The organism is Hymenobacter arcticus, assembly GCF_054779975.1.
In genome coordinates this window covers 1-23,355 of the sequence record NZ_BAAGXF010000031.1, presented here as the reverse complement: position 1 = coordinate 23,355, position 23,355 = coordinate 1, and the positions used below count along the sequence as shown (strand labels likewise).

9 protein-coding genes are annotated in these 23,355 nt (G+C 65.2%); 1 reads left to right on the top strand and 8 read right to left on the bottom strand.

Annotation, left to right across the window (positions count from 1 at the left end):
- The first annotated feature begins 268 nt into the window (after positions 1-268).
- Positions 269-904 carry a recombinase family protein gene (locus ACYVGC_RS24490; RefSeq protein ID WP_460586478.1) on the top strand — a complete coding sequence of 212 codons (636 nt, stop codon included), beginning with the start codon at positions 269-271 and terminating at the stop codon, positions 902-904.
- Here ACYVGC_RS24490 and ACYVGC_RS24485 read toward each other — a convergent pair.
- From ACYVGC_RS24485 to ACYVGC_RS24450, 8 genes are all read right to left on the bottom strand, one after another.
- The gene (locus ACYVGC_RS24485) at positions 901-1,734 is read right to left on the bottom strand and encodes a DDE-type integrase/transposase/recombinase (RefSeq protein WP_460586477.1); all 834 of its coding nucleotides are present in this window, start codon (positions 1,732-1,734) and stop codon (positions 901-903) included. The genes ACYVGC_RS24490 and ACYVGC_RS24485 overlap by 4 nt on opposite strands.
- Before the next feature lie 731 nt (positions 1,735-2,465).
- The gene (locus ACYVGC_RS24480) at positions 2,466-2,810 is read right to left on the bottom strand and encodes a transposase (protein WP_460586476.1); all 345 of its coding nucleotides are present in this window, start codon (positions 2,808-2,810) and stop codon (positions 2,466-2,468) included.
- 140 nt (positions 2,811-2,950) lie between these two features.
- On the bottom strand, positions 2,951-3,127 hold the full coding sequence (locus ACYVGC_RS24475; protein ID WP_460586475.1) for an IS3 family transposase: 177 nt from the start codon (positions 3,125-3,127) through the stop codon (positions 2,951-2,953).
- 647 nt (positions 3,128-3,774) lie between these two features.
- Complete coding sequence (locus ACYVGC_RS24470; protein ID WP_460586474.1) at positions 3,775-5,700, bottom strand: hypothetical protein; 1,926 nt, start codon at positions 5,698-5,700, stop codon at positions 3,775-3,777.
- Between the two features lie 57 nt (positions 5,701-5,757).
- A complete protein-coding gene (locus ACYVGC_RS24465; protein WP_460586473.1) occupies positions 5,758-10,536 on the bottom strand; it encodes a hypothetical protein in 4,779 nt (1,592 codons plus the stop codon).
- 58 nt (positions 10,537-10,594) lie between these two features.
- Complete coding sequence (locus tag ACYVGC_RS24460) at positions 10,595-15,124, bottom strand: hypothetical protein (protein ID WP_460586472.1); 4,530 nt, start codon at positions 15,122-15,124, stop codon at positions 10,595-10,597.
- A 320-nt stretch (positions 15,125-15,444) separates the two neighbouring features.
- Positions 15,445-19,071 (bottom strand): DUF6603 domain-containing protein, encoded by a 3,627-nt coding sequence (locus tag ACYVGC_RS24455; protein ID WP_460586471.1) that lies wholly within the window; start codon positions 19,069-19,071, stop codon positions 15,445-15,447.
- A 40-nt stretch (positions 19,072-19,111) separates the two neighbouring features.
- Positions 19,112-22,444, bottom strand: a complete 3,333-nt coding sequence (locus ACYVGC_RS24450; protein WP_460586470.1) for a hypothetical protein — start codon at positions 22,442-22,444, stop codon at positions 19,112-19,114.
- Between the last annotated feature and the right edge of the window lie 911 nt (positions 22,445-23,355).

Genomic DNA, 23,355 nt, shown 5'->3' with positions numbered 1-23,355 from the left:
GGCAGGCAAGCGTAGAACGTAACCAGATAGGGAGGGTCCTGCTAAAAGTAGGCCAGATAAAATGCGCGACGGCCTGCTTTAGGAGGGGGCAATCCTAAAAGTAACCCGCTGACTTGTTCACTAAAACGAACGTTTTAGTGAACAAGTCAGCGGGTTACCTGCCGACCGGGTAACCGGACCCCAAAAGCAGCCGATTTGGTACATAAAACTTGTTCAGCAATCAAAGTATAGAAAAGGGTATCTTCGTAACGGATAAACTGCTTACCTCATGAAAATCGGCTACGCCCGCGTCTCGACCCGTGACCAGAATCTGGAACTCCAACTCGATGCCCTGCACAAGGCCGGTTGCGAAACCATCTACCAGGAAAAGGTGTCCGGCGCGAGCGCCAGCCGCCCCGAGTTGGAGCGGCTGCTCACGCAGCTGCGTACCAGCGATACGGTCTACATCTACAAGCTTGACCGGCTCGACCGGCTCGGGCGCTCGTTGTGCCACCTGCTCCAAGTAGTGGGCGACTTGCAGCAAATGGGCGTGGGCTTGGTGTCCCTCACCGATGCCATTAACAAGACCTCGGCCCAGGGCCGACTCGTGTTTAATCTGTTTGCCTCGCTGGCCGAATTCGAGCGCGAGCTGATTCGCGAGCGCACCCACGCCGGGCTGGCCTCGGCCCGCGCGCGGGGCCGGCGGCCGTCAGCGGGGCCTTTCCGAAGAAGCGGAGCGCACAGCCATCATCGCCGAAACCCTCTACCGCGAGCAGCAACTCGGCGTCAACGAGATTGCCCAGCGCCTGCACATCTCCAAAGTCACCCTTTACAAATACTTACGCCACCGCAAAGTGGTCATCCACGCCCACCGCAAACCTGCCCTCGGCAACTCGCCCGTTTAATTTTTGTACCAAACTTTTAACCAAGGCCATAACTGCGCACCTTCCAGTTCGTCTGTTCTGGAGCAAAGCCACAGCCAGCGTGTCTTTTGGGGTGGTCTAGTGGAAACGGACAGTGAGCTAAGGTAGGTAGTAGGTAGTAGGTCAGTTTCAAACTGATGGGGCGAGCGGTAGCCCAGGGCGGAGTGACGGAGGGCCAAGTGTTTTGCATCGATTCAACCCGATGCAGCGAGCGGTAGCCCAAGGCGGCGTGACGGTGGTCGAGGTTGAAGTAGGTGTCGAGGTAATAGGCTACCTCCAGTCGGGCCTCTTCCAGATTGGCAAAGGCCCAGCCGTGGGGTAACAGCTCGGTTTTCAGGGTGTTCCAACCCGCTTCGGCGTTGTCGTAGGGGTTGCCTGGTCGGGCGTAACTAGTCAGCGACCCGGTATCTTCTAGGCGCTGGCGGCACGCGTGGCTGGTGGATTGACTGCCGCGGCCGGCGTGAATCACGAGGCCAGGAGCAGGCTGGCGCAGCGTCAGGACTTGTTTTAAGGCCCTGATTACCAAATCGGTGGGCATGTGCGTGGCCAAGTGCCAGCCCACCATGCGCCGCGAGCAGGCAGCGCGCCAAGTGGCCAGGTAGCACCAACGCCCACCTACCAGCGGTAAATAAGTGCTGTACCCAACCCAGACCTGATTAGGGCGCTTGGGTGCGAGCTGGCCTTGCAGCCGGTTCTCGGCCACGACCGCCGCCGGGTCGGCCTGCTTCGCGTGCGCGCTGAGGGCGCGCTGCCCACTTGCCCGCAACCAGCTGCGTAGTGCGCAGCGCCCCAGGTAGTAGCCGCTGCGGCTCACGCCCACTACTTGGCACAAAGCAGCCAGTGTCCAGGTAGCTGCTTGCGCCCTGATAAAGACGTACTTGCTCGCAGTTGAGGCTGCGCAAAGATGGTCACCGCTTTTTTAAACTATCGCGCCCGATTTCCACGCCCTTCAGTTCGGCGCTGCTGGGCACGGCTTGTTCCAAGTTCGCTGCCAGCAGCGGCCCAGCAGGGTGGGCGAGATGCCTTGCGCACGGGTTACAGCTGTTTGTCGGGCTCCGGCGGCTACCTGGCGAACGCAGTTAGCCTTAAAACCGGGCTTGTATTTCTTGCGGGTGACGGACTGGCCGTCAACTGGGTTTTTGTCGGTCATGGGCAGGGGAATTAAGCCTTCGCTCTGTCCGTTTCCGCTAGACCACCTCAGCACTCGTACTAACCCTACTTGCTTCGCGCCTCAAAATTTGTATGTTAAATAATGCTCCATAACTCGCCACTATTAAAGTTTATAAAAGTATTAAATCGTATCCTTGTGTTTTATACTTTCATAAACTTTAAAATTGTCACTTTTTCGGAAGTATTAAGCCTATTTTTATACTTATTCACTACTCTCCCCTTTAGCTGCCCAAACGCGAACGGCGAGTGAGGTGGGTCGGGTAGAGTGGACACGGAGCTAACACAGGTTGAAACGGTAGTGGAGTTCGATTTCGAGCGGGGTGCAGTAGCCCAGGGCCGAAAACAGGCGTTGAGTAGTATAGTAGTATATTCGGCCAGCTCTAAGCGAGCTTCCTACAGGTCGGCGAAGCAGGCCTCACGCGGTAATAGCTCGGTTTTGAGCGTGCGCCAGCCACGCTCGGCCAAGGCGTCATCGTAGGGGTTACCAGGCCGGCTCAGGCTGGCAATGGCCTGGGTGCGGTCAAGCAGGGTGGTAAAGGCCGCGCTGGTGTACTGGCTGCCCCGGTCGGCAGGCACGAGCAGGCCCGGCGGGGGCTGGCAGATAGCCAAGGCCCGGTTGAAAGCGGTCAGAATCAAGGCCGTATGCAGCCACTCGCTCACCTGCCAGCCCACTACGCGCCGGGAAAAGGCATCGCGCCAGCAGGCCAGATAGGCCCACTGCCCCGTGGCCAGGGCCAAGTGGTGATGTCGCCCACCCAAATTTGGTCGGGGGCCGTGGCCGCGGGCCAGCTGGCCAACTTGTTGGCAGCCGCTATCGCCTGCAGGTCGGGCTGGGTAGTGCGCGGCGGCCGGGTACTGACGCGGGTGCAAAGCGCACGTCAGGCAGTGGTGCTGCGCCAGCCACGCAGCCGTTGCCGACCTACTACGCGCCCTTCACGGCGCAGCTGGGCCCTTAAGCGGCGCTGGCCATAGCGCCCGGCATGGGTAGTGAACACGCGCTGAATCTTACCCGGTAGGGCCGCCACCTGCCAGGCAGCAGGCGTTAGCTCTACCATTGGCGTGGGCGCGCGTTTACGCCACGCGCAGTAGCCGCTGGGGCTGACGCCCAACAACTGGCACTGCCGCCGCACGGGCCAGCAGATGGCATGTAAGGCTATAAAAGTAAGGTAATTACCGGCCCGTCGGTTGCGCGAGCCTACGCTTATAGCAGGCACTTGGTCAGCGTTTTTTTTAACTATCGCGCTCCATTTCCGCACGTGCCAACTGCGCCCGCAACTGCTTATTTTCCTGCCCCAGGGCCTCGCTGCCAGCCGGGCGGGCCGCTTGCTCCCATGCGGTGCGCACCCGGCGCCCTAGCAGCGCCCCGCTCATGCCTAACGCCTACGCAACGCGCGTGGCCGCCTGTTCATCCTGGGTTACGCGGCGGGCTTCTTCGACCCGAAGGGCCGCATCGTACTTGGTTGGCGGCCGTTTGGCGGCTGGCTTTTCTGCTTCCATGACAAGGGGAAATTACTTTCGTCGTATCCATTCTTCCCCAATCACCTCAGCCGTCGTCGGGCCGGTAGGACTGACCAACTAATCCGTTTGCAAGTTATAATAACAGTCTTAAACGGCGGGAGTGGCTCAATAACTGCGTAATATCAGTTATGAATTACGCAGTTATTTAAAAAAGCCACAGCTAAAAGGTGACAGGACGGCTGGCCTACTTTTTCTGGCCTGGTACGAGTTGGTCAAATGCCAGGCCCGAAGCCCCACTGAGCTGCGCGGGCCCGCGTTGGCGGCCAAACCAGTTGAGCGTGCGCCCATCGTGCCAGCGGGCGCGGTAGTTGAGGCCCTCCACGCGCACGCCGGTGGGCGGCACCTCGTGCTCGTGTAGGGGGTAGGCCTGGCCGGGGCGCAGCTGGAGCAGGCCGGTGCGGGGCAGTACTTCGGCGGCGAGGCCGCTCAGGGTCAGGCCCTGGCGGTGCAGCACGGCCTGCTCGAGGCCGGGGGCGCCGGCGGAGCTGGGCACGAAGGGAATCCAGTTTTCGGGCACCGCGCCGGCCAGCTGGTAGGTATAAGCCGGGGCGGCCGAGTCGGCGAGGGCCGCGGGCACCTCGGGCACGAGCATGCGCAGGGTTTCGGCCACTTGGGCGGCGGCGCTGGCCCCGTCGAGGCCGCCGGCAAAGCCGTCGGGCACCATGCTTTCCACGGCCCATACCAGGTTGGTGGCCTCTTCGCGGCGAAAACTCACTTGCTCCACGGGCCGGCTCACCAGGGGGCTGCGCACCGTGGCCGGGAGGTAGAGCGGGGCGGCCGTGGTAGGGTAGGGGTTGGCGGCATCAGTTTGGGCAAACAGGCGCCAGTGGCCGGCATCGTTGTCGATGAGGGTGCCATCAGCCTCCTGAAGCTGGCCGGCCCCGGCGGGCTGCACCTGGTAGCAGCGCCCAAACACGTCGGTCACCTGCACGCTGCTGAGGCGGCACACGCTGCCGCCCTGCACGGTATAGGGCACCGAGAACCAGTCGTTTTGGTAGAGGAACATGAACTCCTGCAAGAGCAGGCGGCCCCAGTCCGAGGCATCGCCCGTTACCTGCCCGAAGTCCACGCGGCGGTCCTCGAACTCCCACCAGCGGGTGGCCGGTGCCCCCGCAAACTGCACCTGCGTGGGCAGCAGCCGGCGCGTGGTGGCCGCCGGGGCGGCCGGCGTGTTCGCGGGGGGGGCCTGCGCATCCACGGCGTACCAGGGCAGGGTGCCCCCGCCACCGTAGTGGCTGGCCCCCAGGCCCAGGCCGCCGGCCGTGCCCACCGCAAAGGAGTAGGCCAGGTCTTCGGTAGCCCAGCCGGTGCTCTCGTGCCCGAGTAGGTAGAGGCGGTGAAAGGCGAGAACAAAGCGTTGCAGTTCCACTTCGAGCGGCGCGGTGGCCAGCTGGCCAATGGCGCTCACGCCCAGTTTTTTATACAAACCGGGGGCGAGGGCCACGCCCGGCAGGGCGAGGGCCAGCTGGTCGCTGTCGGCCAGGTAGGGGGCCAGCTGGGCGGGCACGCCGTCGGCGGTGGTCAGGGCCTGGTAGAGGGCGTAGCCATCGATAGCCGCCGGGCCGACCAGGGCCAGCAGGGCCAGCGCCTCGGGCGCGGTAGCCTCCAGGGCAAAGGCTACGGGGTCGACGCTAGCGGCGGTGGGGGCCAGCCCAAAGGCCGTGCTGAACAGGGAAGCCGCTCCTCGTAACACGTTGTAGTCGGGGGGGGCGGGCAGGGCCTGCACCAAGGCGGCGCGCAGCTGGCGGCGCCAGTACTGGCCCATTTGCAGGCGCAGGCCCAGCCCGATGGGGCGGGGCTGGGCCTCCACCGCCGCCTCCAGAGGCTGGGTGCGGGGGTCGTAGGCGCGGTCGGGAGCGCTGCCCACGGCCAGGCGGGCCAGGGGCAGCTCCTGCAAGGTGAGGTCCACAAAGGCGGGGGCACCCCGGTCCTCGGCCCGAAACTCGTGCAGCTGCCACTGGCGGGCCAGCAGCCAGGTGGCGTCGCGCACCTCGGCCCGCAGAGCGCGGTTGAACTCAGGGCTGCGGGGCCGGGCTTCGAGGCGGTTGGCGGCTAGCAGCGCGTGCACATCGGCCGGGTACTGCTGGGGGACTTCATATGAATAAGCCATGCGGTTTTTTCCTAAAGCATTCTGAATTACTTATGTATTAGCTCACAAAAAGGCCCGCTACGGAATGGCCAGCGGCACCTTGAGGGGCTCCTCGTTAAAGCGGGCCGTACCGTTGAGGCGGCCCAGGTCGAGGGTGAGCGTGACGGCCTGCTGGGCCACGGGGGCCACCACGGCGGGCAGCACGGTGGCCAGCGGGGTGGCAGCCAGGGCGGCGGGCTCCACGGTGCGCTTCTTGGCCAGGTCCAGGGTCTGGTTCACGGCCCCGGCCAGGGTTTCGGTGGTCCAGAAGCCGCTGGGCTGGGCCTGGGGCGGTACCACGAGCAGCATGGCCTGCGGGGCGGCGGCATTGGGCTGGTCGTAGTGGAAGGCCACGGCCGTGGGCTGGCTGGCCAGGGGCAGGGTTTCGGTCCACTCATCGAGCCACAGGGCGCACTGGGTTGCCGCGGGCTGGTAGCCGGCGGGCAGCCACTGCACCAGGGAGAGGGCATCACCGGGGGGCGCGTAGGCGGGGCCGGGGTAGCCGGGGGGCACGGTGGTGGGCCAGGGCAGGCCCAGCCAGTAGTCGCCCTGGCCATCGGGGGCCGTGCCGGGGAGGGCCGTGAGCTGGGCCGGGCGCAGCACCTGGGTCGGTTCGGCGAGGGCTTCGGGGTCGAGCAGGCTTTTGATAAGAAATACCTTGTCGAGGTGGTTGAGGGGCTCGCGCACGGCCCCAAGGCCGTGCAGCCACTCTTGCAGGGCCAGCGGCTGGCCTTGGTAATGGCGCAGCAGGCTGGTCGTAGCCTGGGGGTCAAGGGCGTGGCTGTAGTCCTGCTGGGCCTCGGCCTGGGCCTGCACCTGGTCGGGGTCGGTAGTCCGGGCATCGGTGAGGGAAAATTCCACGTCGGGCCGGAAGGCGGGGCCAAACAGCGCGCTGGCCTGGGCCAGGCGGTCGGCCACGGTCTGGGCGGGCAGCAGGGCCTGGGCAGCGGCCAGGCGTAGGGCCAGGGTGGGCCGCAGGGCGCGGCTGGCGGCGGCCAGCGCAGCCTGGTCGGCGCCGGGGGCCAGGCCCGGCAGGGCCTCCGTCAAGCCATAGAGGGCAGCCTGGTAAAACTGGGCCGGGGTGAGTGCGCCGGTGCCCGGCAGCTGGGTCAGGTCGTATTGCGCGTTGTCGAGGCGGTCGCCAAGGTCGGGGTCGGCCACGCCGGTATCGGGGTTGTCGGCGGCCTGGCGGCCGGGGGCTTGCAGGTCGTAGGGCCGGGCCGGGCGGGCCCCACCCAGCAGCTGGCGCAGGCGGGCCAGCAGCGGCAGCAGCCGGCGCAGCTCTGGGGCCGCCGTGCCGGCGGTGTAGTCCAGGGCCAACTCATCACCCGCGTTGTGGGGGAGGCGCTGCACGTAGGCCTGCTGGCCCAGGTGGTAGCGCAGCAGCCGGTCGAAAGTCGAGCCGGCTTGCAGGGCGTGGTCATCGAGCAGGTACAGCAGGTCGATGGGACTGAGGCCGGCCTGGTCGAGCAACACGTCGCTCAGGGGCCAGCTGCCCTGCGCATCGCGCCAGCCCACCGCGAGCGGGAGGACGCTAGGGTTCGGAAAAAACTGGGCCAGCCAGGCGTTGAGGCGCGGCGCGGCGGCGGCGCGCGGCGTGGGCTGGGCCTGGTACCAGGGGCTGGCGCTCGTGAGCGGGGCGGGCAGCTGCACTAGCACCCGCTGGGTGAGGGTAAAGCTGCGCTGGGGTGGGTGCATCACGTCGGGTACGGGCGGAAACAGCCCCTTCGCCACGCCGTCGAGCACGGCGGCGGCGCGGTCGGTGTTGCCGCGCGCGGCCTGAAAGAGGCCCTCGCTCACGCCCAGGTCGCCGAGGGCATCAAGGTCGTCGGTTAGGCGGCCCAGCTCGGCCGTAATAAAGGCGGCAAAATCGGTGCCGGCGGCGGGCAGGCCCGCCCCGTATACGCCGTGCGGGTAAGCGGGATGCTGGGCGGCGGCGCGCAGCAGGGCGGCCCCATCCACCACCTGGCGGGCGGCCTGGTCGGGGGCGGTGCCGGTGGGGACCGCTTGGCCGGCGCCGGGCACCAGGGCGTGCTCCTCGCTGAGCGGGAAGGCGCTGCGAAACAGGGGCAGGTAGCTGGCGTAGGGCTTGCCGCCGGCCGTGCCGGCGTGGGCCTGCACAGCGCGCTCAAAGCTTTGGCCCAGCAGCGTGCCCAGCGAGTGGCCCCCGCGCAGGCCCTCGAGCAGGACCAGGGCGGCGCGCACCCGGCGCGACGACACATCGATGGCCATGCGGGCGGCCACGGGGTCGGTGGGGTCGGGGGTGCGCTGGCGCGACTTGTAGCCCTGGCGCAGCAGGGCGGCGGCGGTGGCGTGGGCCAGGCTGGGGGCGTGCAGGTAGCCCAGGTTGTCGGGGTCGTCGTAATTGCCGGCCTTGTTGGGCGCGGCCTCGTCCTGGGGGCGCACGTCTTCGAGCCAGCCAAAGGCCCCGAGGTGGCTGCCGGTGGGGTAGGTACCGCGCAGGGTGCGCAGGCGCTGCACCACCGGGGCCAGGCGCCAGGCATCGAGGCGGTAGCTGCCTAGGTCGAGGTGCTCGGCCAGCAGGCGCTCGAGGCGTGCGGTGGGCAAGGACCCCAGCGCGCCCACGGTGGCCAGGTAGTCGTTGAGCGGGGCGTTGCTGGGGGTGCTGGTGGTCAGACTCTTGTACAGCTCCTGACCGTTTACCTGCTTGTAGAGCCAGGCCCAGCGGGGCGTTTGGCCGGTGGCCAGCACGTTAAAGGTTTCGCCGTCGAGCACGTCGGGGCCTGCCAGGGCGAGGGCGCGCTTGGCGGCGGCCCAGTACTCGAGCAGCACGGCCTGGCGCAGCAGGCGGTAGAGCAGGGTGTTGGGGGGCGGAAAGTCGTTGCCAAGCGACGAGTCGAAGCGCTCCAGCCGAATATCATCAAACGAAGCCGTCGCCAGCCACTGGATGTAGTTCAATTTCAAGCCGTTGACTTCTACTCCTGGCAATAAGGCCACCGGCTTGTCTTCCGAGAGCAGTCCCTCATCGATGAGGGCCCCCTCCTGGCGGCGGTTGCCGGGCTCGTCGGAGTAGGCCTCGGCCAGCTTGTTGAACGTGCTCTGGAAAGTGTGGGCAAACAGGGGCGGGGCGGCCACCGGCAGGTTCTGCGCATCGCGCTGCAAGTGCGCGTCGTTGTGGGGGTCGATGAGGCGCGCAAATTCCTGGTACACCGGGTTGTCGGTGGGCGGGAAGACGCCCAGCGTACGGTCGCCCGCGGCCCAGATGCCGGTGGGCAGGCCCACGGCGTGGGCCTGCAAGGCCTCGGCCAGCAGCGGCCCGATGAGGTAGCGCTGGTAGTACTGGGTGGAGGTGGCGTCGAGACCTAGGGTGGCCAGCAGGCCGTCGGCGGCGGTGGCGGGCGGCACAAAGGTCGTTTTATCGGCGGTGGCGGCCCCGGCCAGGGTAGGGGGGTAGAGGCTATCCTGGGGATTGAGGCGCTCGGTCCACACCGCGTCGAGCTGGCCCAGCACGGCCTGGAGGCGGGCGGCGCGGGCGTGGTCGGGGGCGTTCGGGTCGGTTTCCCAGGCCGCAAAGTGGGTAGTGGTGAGCACCCCGTAGGGCTGGGCGCCCACGCGCAGGGCCGGGGCCAGGCCCCGCGCCACCACGAAGTTCTCAAAGAAGTCGCGCGTCCAGGCCAAGTCGTCGGCCGAGAGCAGCGGGCGCAGCATCTCCTCCAGAAAATAGCCGTAGGTGGCCGGCCACAGGGCGCGGTTAACGGCCAGGGCCTCGGCCACGTCGTGCTGGGAAAGCGCGCCGCCCAAGGCGCTCACCACGGCGTCGGGCAGGCCCAGGGTGCGGGCCAGGTGCTGGCCATCGGGGCGGTCGGCCCAGGCCTTACCGGCGTCGAAGCCGGCCGGCGGGCCCGCTAGGCCAAAGGTGGCCGCAGCATCGGTGCGCTCGACCGAGCTGAAGCCGGCCACGCCGCTGTCGGTGTTGTTGGTGGGCGTGCCCTGGGCCACGAGGTGGGCCCCGCTGGTATAGGTGTGGTCGGCGAGCAAGCCAGCCAAGGCCTCCTGGCCCACCGGCGCACCGCTGGCGGCGGCGGGGCTGCCGGCCTCGGCTAGGCGCACGCCCACCACCACGAGGCGGGCAAAGCCGGCCGTAATCTCGTCGTCGGTCAGCTTATCGAGGTCGATTTTGACGGCCATGCCCGCCAAGCGGGCGGTTTCGAAGTCCACCGTCCACTTGTTGCCGTCGTCCACGCCCCCAATGTCGGGGGTGGTGGCGCCGGCCTGCGGGGTCATGCCCACGGCCAGCCCCTTGGTGGGGTCCTGGGGGTCGTGGGGCAGGTCGAGGCCTTCCACGGCCTTATAAAGCGCCAGAAACTCGCTGGTGGGGCGCGGCAGGGCCTCAGCCGAATACGGGCGGCCGCTGGGGAAGAGCAGCTCCTTGGCCGGGCCGTCGGCCATATCGGCCAGGGCCTGGGCCGGGCGGTAGAGCAGCACGGCAAAGCGCTGGGGCAGGCCCCGGGCCTCGGCGGCGCGGCTCCAGGGCGTAGTGGTGGTGGGCGGGGGCGTGCTGCCGGCCGTTTGGCGCACTATCCACTGGGCACGGGGGGCCCCAAAGCGGGCCACCAGGGCGCGCCAGGCGTCCTCGGTGGGGGCCTGGTCGTGCCAGGCCTGGCCGGCTTGCAGCTCGGCCGCCGTGAGGGGCTCCTCGTGGGTGCTGATGCTGAGCTGGTCGGGGTAGATGCGCACCCACAGCTGGCGCGGGCCAGTGGGAGGCTGCATAAACTTTACTTGCACGCCCACCGGCAGCAGCAGCACGGGGTAGGGCGCGGCCAGGTTGCCGGGCAGGGGGGGGAGGGAAACGGACATACGGAAGAGCCAAGCGACGCGCGCAGCCTTTATAAATGGAAATTGAGGACGCTAAGAATCAAACGCTCAATATATTGCTAATGGGAATGGTCGCCAGCACGGGCTCCTGAAACAGGGCGTAGGCCAGCGTCGAGCTATCGGTGAGGTAGGCCACCGAGGTGGGCTCGGCGGCGGCGTGGGGCTTGCTGCCCAGCGCGCCCGTGGTGGTGGGGGTAAAGTTTTGGTTTACGCGGGTGCCGGCGTAGGCCCAGGTCAGGTCGTTCCAGCCCACCGGGTCGAGGGTGTAGTCCAGGCCGGGCTCCTCGGCATCGAGGCCAAACTTGGGCTGGCCGGGGCGCTCCATGAGCACCAGGGCGCAGTGGTCGTAGGCGTGCTGCAAGCTCACGTCGAAGGCCACCACCACCAGGTCCTGGCCCACGGCCAGGCGCTGAAGCGGGTGGCGGAAGTTGGCCGGGTCGGTGTAATCGGTGGGAGCCTGGGCGGGCGTCAGGGAGTCGTCCTGCAGGGCTAGTATCAGGTTGGGGTAGCGGCGCACCAGCTCCGAGCGCAGGGCCAGGCGCAGCGTTTCGGTGCCGGGCAGGGGCTGGGTCACGGCATTGGTGCCCAGCTGGTTGCTTATCCACTGGTCGAGGGGTTTAATGTCGAGCAGCACCGCTTCTTGGGCGGCCGTGGGTAGGGTGCCGGCAGCCAGGGTCGCGTTGAAGTGCTCGCTCACGTCCCAGAACTGCTGGAAGAACGTGCCGCGCAAATCCACCGGGAAGCCCCGCCAGCTCAGTTCCGAGCCCAGGGCGTGGTTGAGGCCCACCATATAGGCCTCGATGAATGCTTGGTTGACGTCGAGCACGGCCAGGCCACCGGTTGGAAAATCAGCCAGGCCGGGCACAAAAAGCTCGGGGTGACGCAGGCGCAGGGCCTCGCCCATGGCCTCCTTGAACGAGGGGAATACCTTGGCCTGCTTGATGATGGGCAGCCCGGCATCGGTGGCGGGTGTCGAGGCGGTCGTGGTTGTCGTCGTCGTCGTCGTCGTCGTCACGGTGCCGCCAGAGGTGTAGGCCGCCTGCCCGAAAGTGCGCGAGTTGCTACCAGCTTCGTCGGCGCTGGCCGAAGAGGCCGCCCCGGCATTGTCAGTTAAGGCGTAGTCGTCTTGGGTGGGCCGCACCACAATGGGCGGCGTCTCGACGGGGGGCGGCGTTTCGTAGTCCCACACGGTGCGGGGTACCAGGAAGTCGGCGGCCGCAAAGTCGGCGGGCAGCCAATCGCCGGCCACCAGGTGCGCGGGCTCGTCGAAGTCGCCCACGAAAAAGTCGGTGGCGTTAAAATCGGTCCCTAGGTAGTCGCCGGCGGTAGGCAGGGTAGGCAGCGAGCCCAGGGTGGGGGCCACGGTCTTAATTTTTACCTGGAATACGGGGCCCGGCGCGGTGCCGGCCACCACATCGGCCTTGAGGGGGTCGAGCGGCAGGCTCAGGCGTACGTGCTGGGGCTTGCGAAAGCCCACCACCGTCACGTCGTTGGTGGCCAGGCTTACGGCCTGGGTCACGAAGCCGCGGTAGGCCAGCCCAAAGCGCTGGGCCGCGCTGCCGGTGAGCGAAGGCGAGCTGATGCTGACGGTGGCCGCCTGGCCCGGCTGGGGCACGCTGCCTTTGAGATAGGCATCGACCACATCGTCGGCAAACTGATAGCCGCGCAGGGCCTCGGCGTGGGGCGGGGCCGCCGTGAGGGTGCCCGCGCTGAGCTGGCTCAGCACGGCATCGCGCTGGCGCAGGCTGGTGCCGGGCGTGCGCAGGTCGTTGGGGTCGGGCTCGGTTTCGGCCTGCGTGGGGCGCAGGGGCCGGCCGGCCTGGTTCACCTGAAAATTACCCAACGGCTTGCTGATGCGCCGAAACGCGGGGCTGAAGGCGGCCAGCGGCAGGGTGCTGCGGCGCACGGCCTCGTAGAGGGTGGCGTGGGCGGGCAGCCCCGGGGCGATGGCCCCGGTGGGCAAGCTCTGGGCGGTGGCCTCGGTGGCCGCAGCTCGGGTCGTGGCGCTCACCCGCACGCGCCGCATTGAGGGGGCCGTAAGCTGGAGGCCGTAGTCGGCCAGGGCGGTAGTGCGCTGCTCCTGGGGAGTGGTAGCGGCAGTAGCGCCAGCGCTGGCAAAGCGGGCGGCCGGCGCTGGGCGGGCGCTGCTGGTAGCCTCGTCGTTGGTGGCGCTGTTGTGGGCGTCGTCGCTGGTAGTAGCGGCAAAGTTGCTGGCCAGCCGTTGACCGCTGCCAGCGGTAGCGGTGGTCGTGGTTACGGTGGTATTCACTGGTAGGTGCTGGTCGCGCAGGCCGGCCGTGGCGCGCAGGCCATACTGGGCCCCGCGCAGCTTCTCGTTAGCCAGCAAGATGTCCTGGGCCTGCTCCCAGGCGCGGCGCACGTATTCTTCCTGGTTGTCGCGCACTACCTCGGTGCCCACGGCCGCCAGGGAGCGGTAGCGCGGGTCGAGGTTAAGGGTGTATTTCCAGCTATCGGCCACGCCCACGAGGGTGGGGTCGAGGCCGGGCGTCACGAAGTAAGAGCGGCCGTAGAGCGGGGCGCCCATTAGGGGCCGGCCACTAGCCGAGCGCCCCGGGGCCACCTGGCCGTAGAGATACCCGGCCACCTGCTGGGCCGTCTGGTCGTGCGGGTCGGGTACGGATACGGGAGTGGCGGCATCCACGAGCGCGCTGGCCAGGGGCAGCTGGTACGTGCCGGCAGCGGTAGCGAAGGCCAGGCTGGGGGACAGGGCGGCGCTGGTAGTCGCGTTGGCTTGGTGCAGCTGCTGCACCAGGGTTTCGAAGTCGTCTTCGCTGCCGGTTGAGAACTTCCACTGAAAATAAACGGGGAAGGCGCGGTCGGCGGCTACCGACCCGGCGAGCGGCAGGGATGAGGCCACCACGTCGTTATTGCCAAACTCGAGCCCCAGACCGGCCAGGCGGCCGGCCTCCACGGCCGGCACCAGAAAGGCATAGTACGCTGTTTCGGGGGCGAGGCGGCGCGGGCACACCACCCGCGAGTAGGCCAGGTCGGGGCTGTTGGGCAGGTCCTGGGTAAAGAAGGTCGCCACTTCGGTAGCCGTGGGCTGCCCCATCGTGGGTTGCCCCAGCGCGTTCTGGGCAGTGAGGGCAGTGCCCAGGCTTTTGTTTACCTGCACGTGGGCCCACAGCTTTTGCTGCTCGGGGTCCGGGCTGGGGTAGGCCGCAGCGGCAGCGGCCAGGATGTTGATGCTGGGCAGGGGCTGGCCCGTTTGCCCCTGGCGCTCAAACTCGCCGGCCTGCAGTACCAGCAGCAGCAGCCAGGGCAGGGGCGTGTTCGGGAGGGCCGGGTCGGGCGTGGGCGAGCTTACAATCTTGCGCGTGCTATAGCGCCAGGGCAGGTCCTCCTCCTTGAAATCAATAAAGGCAAGCTGCAAGGGCGAAAAGCCCACCGCGCCCGGGGCAGGGGAGGTGGTGAGGATGGCCCGCTGGGCAATGCCTAGCACATCGCCTGGGCCGTAAATTTCGGCGGCCGCCACTTCGATGAGGTCTTCGGCACCGTGGTCGGTGCGGAGCTTGGCCGACAAGCTCACGGTGGGGCGGTTGTCGCGCAGGCCATCGGCGGCGTGGGCCAGCGTGGGCTGCACCCAGGGCACAAAGGTGAGCTGGTCGCCGATTTGCAGTTCGGGCGGGTCTACCGTAACTGTAGCATCGGCGGGGCGCAGGCACGAGCTGGAAATGCGCCCGTCCAGGTCATAGTCGCCGGGCAAGATGCCCGTCATCTCGAAGGTGAAGGAGGCGTTGGGTAGGGTGGCGGGGTACGTAACCGGGAACGGCGCCGTCTGCTGATATATCGGCTGCCCATCTTGCAGCAGGCGCAGCGCCACGTCCGTGCCCTGGGCATGGGTAATGGTTACCGTCACCTTGCCATCGTTAACGCCGGCGCGGGTGGGCGCCTGGCCCACGCCAGCCACCGTAAGCTCGCAGGGGTTAGGTAACGGGGCACCGTTTCGAATAGATACGGCCTGCCATTCAGCCGTGCAGCGGCCGCCGTTGCTAGCCAGGTCGTAGTAAACGCGCAGGTCGTAGGTGGCGTTGTAGAGGGCGGTAGTGGTGGTGATGTACTGCCCCCCCGAGCCCGCGTAGGGCGTTACTAGCTCACCCTGAGCCGGCAACCAGTCCGCGGTGCCCTGCCGGCGCGTCTGCGCGTAGAGTTGCAGCTGCGTATAGTTAGTGGCCAGTTCCGAGAAGGGGGCCGTAATAGTGGCCCCCGCCGTGCTTTCATAAGCAGTGGCCAGCGTGATGCGGCAGCCCGTCCAGGCCTGCACCACTATCGAGTTACTTGCCGCGGCAAACGAGCCGTCGCGGTCCACCACGCGCACCGTGAAGGACGTGTCCTGCACAATGCGGGGTAGATTCGTTATCGTAGCTGGGGTATTGGGCGAAAGCGTAAAGGGGAAGGAGTAGCCTACCGCTGAAAGCGTTGCCCGCAGGTTGCCGGTACCGCCACTAGCCTGCACCGTAATCGAGCCTTCGGTAGTGCGCGTGGCCGGGGTCGAGGTGAGCGGGCTCAACCCTATCGGCCCCTGATTGATGACCGTACTGCTGGGCACGTTAATTAAAACGTTTTGCGCCCCATCATTCGTATCCGTAACGCTGAATAGGTAATCACCTGCGTATAAACCAGGAAAGGTCAGTCCGTTAGCTCTTAGAGTACTTATGAGAATGCTACCAGCATAAACACTATTTCCTCCACTTCTATGCTGTAGAGAATAATAAAAGGTATTATGATTCCCGGAATTACCGCTTATTGAAGAAATATATATGTATCCTTCACCATTATTCTGACCGGCGGACGCAGACACTGTAAATGCCATTTTCTTCTGTATTAGTAGGTTAAAGATGAGCCTTGCCGGCGTGCGCCGGCCGCTGGCTAGGCCAGCGCCAGCTGGTAGGTGGGCACCACCAGCAGCTCTAGGGCGGCATCGGTGGCCACCAGGCTTTGGCAGTACTGGGTGGCCTCGGCCTGGGTCTTGAATTTTTCGTGGCCCGCGTGGCTGGCTACGGCCGGGTCGTAGAGGTCGAGCGATTCGGCATACACTACCTCATAGGTGTCTTCGCCCCAGGCCACGGGCTGGGCGGCGCGGGCCGAGGGCTGGGCCTGCTGCACGGCCCGGCCCAGGGTGCTGCCTTGGGCCAGGCGGCGGTAAGTGGCCGCGCCGATGGCCTGGCCTGCGGTGGTGGTGCTAACGCTGCCGCCGCTGGCCCCGCTGAGGAGCTTTTTCTCGTACTCTACCACTCGGCGCGTGGCATGGGGAGCCACCACCAGGCCGTTGAGCTGGCTGAGGCGCACGCCGTTGGCCAGGCGCTCGAACGAGGGCGACGAGAGCTTTTGCGCGTCGGTGAGGCGCAGAAACTGGTCGGGGGCAAAGAAGTCGCGGGTTTCCTGGAGCAGGCTGTCCTTGCCGCCCAGCGCGTAGGTAGCAGCTCCCACCTGGAGCTGCGAAATCTCGAAGAACCGGCCCCCGGTGGGGGTAGTGACCGCGCTGCCGTACTTCTCGAGTTGGAGGCCCAGCGGGGCTACGCGCTGGTGGAGCGAGAGCGCCCCGCGCGGGTCCAGAAACACCTGCCCGGCGCCGGCGCTGCTCACCACGGGGCGCAGCACCACGCCGCCAGGCAGGGCCGCCGTAGCCGAGGCCTCCACTTGCCAGCTGGCGGGCGTGCGCAGGGCCGCCAGCAGCTGCTCATGCACGTTGGGCGCGGGCAGGCTGGTTTCGGTCGGGGTCGAGCCGATGGTGGCGTTAACGTTGAAGCTGATTTTAAAACATAGCACCCGGAAGCTGGCCTCGCCCCACACGTGCCAGGGGCCGGGGCCGGTGACGTCGAGCGCGAGGTGCACGCTCAGGTACTCCGAGTCGCCGCGCTTGATGGCCACGCCGGCCTCCACGTGGGCCAGCAGGTGGAAGGGGCTGAACTGGAATAACACGTCGAAGCCGAAGTGCCCCTCGACCCGAAAGCCGTGGCCGATGTTGTAGACCAAATCCAGGTGCGAGCCAAACTGCACCGTGTTGGAGGTGACGGCAAAGTAGCTGGCCAGCGTCATGCGCAGGTCGCCTTTGTTGAGGGCCAGCGTAAGGCGCTTGAGGCCCGTCAGGCCCGCGCCCGCCGGCGGCTGGAAGCTGGGGTGGAAGCCGCCCGCCGTAATGACGAACAGTGGGTTATCGCCCTGGTAGAGGCGGAAGGCCAGGTCACCGGTGAGCGTAAAGTCCAGGATGTTCGAGTCGCTGAGTGCGGCGTCGAACGACACCTTTTTGGCCCCGAAATCGACCACGCCCAGAAATTCGGCCCGCAGCTTGAGCTTGTCGATTTGCTTGCCCGGCTGGTCTTTTTGCTTGCCGGGCAGCACCACCTCGAGCACGCCCAGCAGCAGCACGCGCACGGGCTTGGGCAACTCTACGAGCAGGGCCGCGTCGAGGGTAATAAGGTTGGCCACTGAGCCCCAGCCCAGCTCGGCCATCAGGCCAATAACGTAGCGGCCGCGGGCCACGGGAAAGGCCGCATCCACGAGAGCGAGCGCCGCGGTGGGGTCGGTCATCACGTCGTCGGCAAAGAGCAGCTTCCGGAGCTGGCCCTGGCGCACCATGCCGCGCAGGTAGTCCACGTCGCTCTGGCGGTTCACGCCGAGCAGGCCGCCCAGCCCCTTGAGGGTGAAGCCCAGCCCCAGGTCGAGGGGCCCGAAGGTGGCCGTTAGCAGCAGCAGCAGCGAGTAGTCGTCGGGGTAGCCCGGCAGCTCGGTTTGCAAAATGCCCAGGGCATTGACGTTGAGGTTGGTAGTCCCCGCCTTTATCTGGAGGTTGGCCGCGCCGGCGTAGGTGTGCTTGTCGGGGTCGAGAAAGAGGTAGCCCCCGCCCGACACGATGTCGGAATCTACCTCGATGCCGACGCCGCTGGGGCCCTTAAAGCCCCACTGCACAGCCAGGTTGTCGAGCAGGCCTTTCTGCGTGCCCGCCAGGGTACTGAGTTGCAAAATAACGCCTATTTTTTCTACCGTAGCTGTGACGGGGCCTAGCCGCAGGCTACCCCCCAGCGTGAGGGACGCCGTGAGGGGCTTGCTGCCCTGGCTACCCGTCTGGCCATCAATGTCGAGCGAATAATCGTGGAGCGTGAGGGGCCCAATCGTTTTATTAGGAGCCCGCCGAATGTGTAGGCCAACCGCTCCGTCGATACCCAGGCCCGTGCGCGACGACCAAGTGAGCGCGCCCCCCACCTCCAGCTTGATGGGGTCGGGCCCGAAAGCCTGGGCCATAAACGAGTCGCCGTCGCCGGGCTCCAGGTAGAGCACCAGGCGGCCGGGGCCACCCGCCAGGGCCGTGCCAGCGCGCACCAGCAGTTCTGGGCTGGCCACGGTGCCCGCCGCCCCCACGCTCAGGGCGTAGCCCGTGAGCTCGAGGCGCGAGGTTTTATCAGTGCCAAACAGGCGCAGGGGCGTGGCCGGCGCGCCCACCAGGTTTACCGCCGCCGCAAAAATCGTGCTCCCGGGCTCGCTCTCCAGTTGCACGGCCCCCGGCAGTACTTCGAGGCCAATGGCATTGTCGCTGGCAAAGGCCCCCTTAAACTCTAGGCGCAAATCAGAGCGCAGCGCAATACTTCGCTCCTCCGTGCCGTGCAAGTAGGGCGCGAGCAAAAAGCCCGCCGGGGGCGTATGGCTAAGGGCCACGCCCCCGGCGGTGGGGGCCGGAATGGGCGTGATAGACAGGCCCAGCTCGGCCGAGCCGCTGCCATCAGGATATAGCCCGCTAATGAAGGGTAAAATGAGGGACTTGAGGCGCTGGCTGGCCAACTCCCCATCCGTATAGTAGCGGTCGGCCACGGCCGCCGGGGGCAGGCTCAGGCGGGCCCGCACCGGAAACAGCTGCAACAGCCGCTGTAGCTCGCCCAGCACGCGCTGGTAGTCGAGCACCCGGCCCGCCCCCCACTGGTAGCGGTCGCTGAGCACCTGCACCGGGTTGCTCAAAAAATCGCCCAGCGCGCCCCAGTGCAGGCTGATGCGCGTGTAGGGCAGCCGCCCCATGCTGGCTTCGGCCGCTGTGGGCAGCTCTTCGGTTTCCTGGATTACCCCCGTCAAGAACAGGAGCGTGTACGCCACCGGCGATACCTCCTGCAGGGCCGTAGTGAGGAGGTAGGGCGCCAGGTCGCGGGCCAGGGCCGGCCAAAAGGCCGCCTGGTCGAAGGGCGCTATGCTCAGGGCCACCGAGGGGGCCGTTTGCAGGGCCGTCAGCTTCTTAAACAACGACTCTGCCGCGCTCACCAGGTTTTCGACCGTGGCCACGACATCGCCGCGCTGCTGGCCCAGGTCGGCCACCAGCGCGGCCACGGCCTGCAAGTCGGTGGCCAAGCCCAGCGTCGTGTTGAGGGGGGCCAGGTCGGAGAAGTCAAAGCTGGCTTCCCACCCTATTTCTTCCAGCAGGTACTCGAAGCTGGTGGGGGAGGTTAAACTGGCTTGAAGCAGCGTCAGGGCGCGCGCGGCGGCCGGAACGAAAGGAAAAGTAGGGGCACTCATAACAAACTACTGGAAAAAGACATGGACACTTCCGCACTGCTTACATGTCAGCAATGCTGACCGGGCCATCCGCCCCCGTAAAGAGATCGGGGAACAGGGCCTGGTCGACGACGGTGACGAGCCGGCCGCTGGTGCGGTACATGTGCAGCAGCGGGTCGTTGCTATCGTCCGGCCACGTAGTAGCTGGCAGGTCGCCGCCCTCCGGTACCTGCACGTAGTTGTGAATGGTGAACGACTTGGTGAGCAGGTTGAGCCGCGAGTCCGTCCCGTCGTAGGTGTGGTGGAAGCGAATGAAGTCGTACACTTTGTCGAACATGCCAAAGTGATTGAGGCCCCTATCCGGAAGTACTAAGTCTGGAAAATCGAATAATGCGGGAGTTATATTTGCGATGGGCATGGGGGGGGCCGCCAACGTGCTGGCCTCGGCCAGTACTACAGTCAGGGACTTAGAGTAAATCATGGCCCAGCCCATGCCTTGCTCCAGCACCACCTGGTTTTCATCGGGGGCGGGGGCATCGATACGCACTTTGTATTCCAGCACTTTACGCTCCTCCGGGCCATTGTCCGGGTCACCCTTGAGCTTCATGTGCTTGGTTTTGGTGGGGGCCGTCAGCGCCTCAAACCGAATGTTGAGCTGCTGATTGGGCGGAATCAGGGAGGCGCCTACCTGGCTGTGCGATTTAGTTTTATTCCAGCCCCGGTAGCTTTCGGGCGAGATATTGTAGGCATACCTCAGAAGGGGCGTGTGGGCGATGCTTTCGGAGAGCAGCGACCAGCGCCAGTGCAGGTGGAAGCAATCGGTACCGCAGAAGGGGGCCGCCACCACGTCCCGGTCTGCAATCGCACTCACATGAAACTGCGCTGGGTAGATGTTAGTGGGGCTGTAATCTGTAGAGTCGTAGTGCGTAAGCTTCTCGGCTTGGTTGTCTGCTACGTCTTTGAAGCCCACGTGCTTGCCCATGTTGCCGTTGATGTGCACGTTGTCATAGGCACCCTGCCGCGGCACCTTGGTAATAAAGAGCTGGGTGGACGTCACGGCGGGGGTGTCCTGCACCTGGTGCTGCACGTACATCTTGCGGGTGGTGAGCTGGCGGGGGGATGCCTGCCCGGGGGCCACGGTGGTGCTGTAGACCGCCACAAACTCGTGGTTAGGCCGGGTGGTGTTATTCACCACGCCCGGCAGGTAGTAGTCAAAGACGGTAGCCCAGTTGGGCTTGGCCTTGGCATCCGCTGCATGGGGGCCGGGCACTAGCTGGTCAATGTCCGGGAACGCATTATCGACCCCATCTGCCACGCGCTTGGCCCAGCGATTGAGAAAGTCCGGCACGAAGTCCTTGAACGTGTCAGCCTCTAGGGCGAGGTACGCGCCGGGCAAGTCGGCGGCTATTTCTGCGTCGCGGCGCTCCAGCAGCGACCGATGAGTGAAGTCGAACATGTTGCCTGCGCAGTCGGTGTTCGAGTCGGCAAAGCAGCTCGCATCCGCCAGCAGGGTATGGGAATAGAACCGGCTGTCGCCGTCCTTGAAGGTGGGCATCACCATCTCCATGCCCATATCCATGTTCATGCCTGCCATGCCCATGCCGTCGGGGTCGCCGCTGGGGTCGGCGTAGTGAAAGTGCTTGGGATTGGCTTCTGCCCGCACCGTGCCCGTAAAATGCAGGACCGGCCGCTCCTGCGGCTGCGACTTCGACCAGCAGAACTGAATCTGGGGATATACCTTCAGGGCAATTGGCACGCCGCCCGGGTCAAAGTCGGAGGCGGGGCCGCGCAGCACCACCGAGAGTTGCAGCTCTAGGTGCGGGATGGTCGGGCCCGCGTTTTCTACCTTGATAATGAGCTGAATACCCGTTTGGTAAAACCCATCCAACCCTACCGCCCCATTGCGCGAGACGTTGAGCGTATACTTGCCCTCCTTGATAAATTTGGCCACGTCAAAGGTATAGCTATCCCCTGGCGCGTCCGAAAAAACGGCCGTTAAGTCTTGGAAGGAGATACTGCTAAACACATCCCGGTAATCCGTGCGCAAGGAGGGCGTCGGGATGTGGTTGGCGGGGTAGTAGAGGCTCTGCCGCACCACTAGGTCGGTGAGCTGGAAGCCGCCCGCCAGCTGGCACGTGTACGTCCAGAAGGCTTCCCGCTTATCGCCGTAGAAGCGCGACCCATTGAAGGCCTTATCGTTGGGACCGATGGAGAAAGAGTCCGGGGCAGGGTTCTTGCCGCAATAGGTGTCCGTCGTGGCCCAGGTTACCTTGTTGTATTCTGAGCGCTGCTTGTCTAGGGTCGGGAAGTCGGCGACCTGCTTGCCCGAGTAGTGCCCCGTGATGGTTTTCTCCAAGTTGAGGCGACACACCGGGCAGAAGTCGTGCAAGCCCGCTTTGAGCAGGCTGCCCGTACCTATGCGCTGCCCCATCAGGCAGTCGTGCGCGGGCCGGAACACGCCCTGCTGGTACCCGCCGCCGCCTTCCCACATTTCTACCGTGGCGCTGGGCCGCGTCAAAGGGCTGTTGGCCTGGGGGTCGGGGTCGCCATACCGGTGAATGGTCATCGCCGTGGTGGCCAGCGCCCCCCATTTACCCTGGCCCCGGTTAATCACCTCCGGGGTGTCGAGGGGCGCGTAAATGAGGTTGGGGCGGTTTTCCAGCAGCCAGCCGCTCTCCATTGGGGGGGCACCGGCCGTCTCTGCCCCCTCGTAGCCCAGGCCCGTGGCCCCGGCCAGGGCATTGGCAAGCACCCGCTCAACTCCGTCGTTGTAGGAGCTGGCGGCAAAGCGCAGGTTTTCGCTTGGGGTATCGAGGTGCTCATACTCCAGCGCGAGCGTATCGGTTAGGGAGAAGTTTCCGCCTACGGCTTGCGCCGGGCTGAGAATAAAAATCAGCCCGGAGGGGAATTGCCCCTTCGACACCACCCCGGAGGGGTACTGTACCACCGATGTCGGCCCGGCGGGGTACTGCACCCCCGACACCAACAACCGGAAGTAGTCCTCATCGCGCAACGAGCTGGGGCCAGTATACTGCGGAATGTAGAGCGGCGTAAGCGCCTCCACCACTTTGTCATAGTCTAGCTGGTAGGTACCCCGCTGCCCCGCCGGCCCAAAGCGATAATAGGCCCCCATAGCCGTGCTGGCCTGCCCGGCATACGCCCCCGTGCCACTGGCCATCGTGGTGCCAGCCGACACCGGCCGGCATTGCGTCCAGATGAGAATATTACTCTCACTGGCGAGCTTGTTTAAGGGATAATAGTTAGCTAGCTTTTTGTTGAAAAGCTCCCTGCAATCGCTTATAAATTCATGTTTATTTTTATATCCATCTGCAACAATAAATATGTTATAATAATTTTTATAATTGTCAATGATATCTACATCAGTAGTATCCATTGCCAATAAAGTGGTCGTTCTAGCAACGCTCTCGAAGAAAGATGTCTTTGTGAGCAATTGAAATTTATTAATCTTATCAACAGTGGCCATGGCGGGGTCAAGAAACGAAAGTGATATTGAGCCAGCACCGCGCCGGTACTAGCCTGTTTGGAAGCGTTGAGCACGGGAAGTACCCTGCCAACGCACGCTGGCTAGCCCCTCCGACGGGCGAGGGCAGGCTCCCGCTGGAACGCTGCTGCCAACCGCCAGCCGCCTCTAGCCGGAAAGGTTGCCGAGTCCATCGCGGAAGGCTATTGGCGACGGTCGGTAGCATACTACTACAGCAAGGGTGGCGTAGGAAGAACCGAAGCGGTGTACAGGCTGAGTAGTCTATTTTGAGGAGGGTAAGCTGCCTAGAAACGCTGGGCCAGCGGGCACATACTTTGGAAAATAATCAATCGGTACAAGGGCACAGCATTCAAAGTACTAGGCGCAACATATGCCCGGGAAGGGGTGCAGGGGGCGATTATCCCACTAGTGAATACGAATGTACAGGTCGAAATGAAATTATTTTATCTATTTTTTAAATATTTTTCTTTAACGATATTATTTGCGCTACTTCCTCTGTGTTTTAGGTTACTATGAGCTGCCGGCTTGCCAACTCGAAGGCTCCGCGTAGCGGCTTGGGCAAGCAACATCGCCGCCTTAGCCTGGGGAGAAGAAAGCAGCGAAGCTGCCGTGTGGAGGCTGGCCTGTCCGCAGGGTGGAGGGAAGTACTTGGCACCGGGCGCGGCAGCCACTATGAGTGAGCCATAGCCTGCTTACTGCGCCCCGGCAACTGGGTGTAGGCCACAGGCAGGCCGTCGCGCATTTTATCTGGCCTACTTTTAGCAGGACCCTCCCTATCTGGTTACGTTCTACGCTTGCCTGCC

Coding starts and splice junctions, on each gene's coding strand:
- ACYVGC_RS24490 (WP_460586478.1), top strand. CDS start 269: ATGAAAATCGGCTACGCCCGCGTCTCGACCCGTGACCAGAATCTGGAA.
- ACYVGC_RS24475 (WP_460586475.1), bottom strand. CDS start 3,127: ATGGTAGAGCTAACGCCTGCTGCCTGGCAGGTGGCGGCCCTACCGGGT.
- ACYVGC_RS24470 (WP_460586474.1), bottom strand. CDS start 5,700: ATGGCTTATTCATATGAAGTCCCCCAGCAGTACCCGGCCGATGTGCAC.
- ACYVGC_RS24465 (WP_460586473.1), bottom strand. CDS start 10,536: ATGTCCGTTTCCCTCCCCCCCCTGCCCGGCAACCTGGCCGCGCCCTAC.
- ACYVGC_RS24455 (WP_460586471.1), bottom strand. CDS start 19,071: ATGAGTGCCCCTACTTTTCCTTTCGTTCCGGCCGCCGCGCGCGCCCTG.
- ACYVGC_RS24450 (WP_460586470.1), bottom strand. CDS start 22,444: ATGGATACTACTGATGTAGATATCATTGACAATTATAAAAATTATTAT.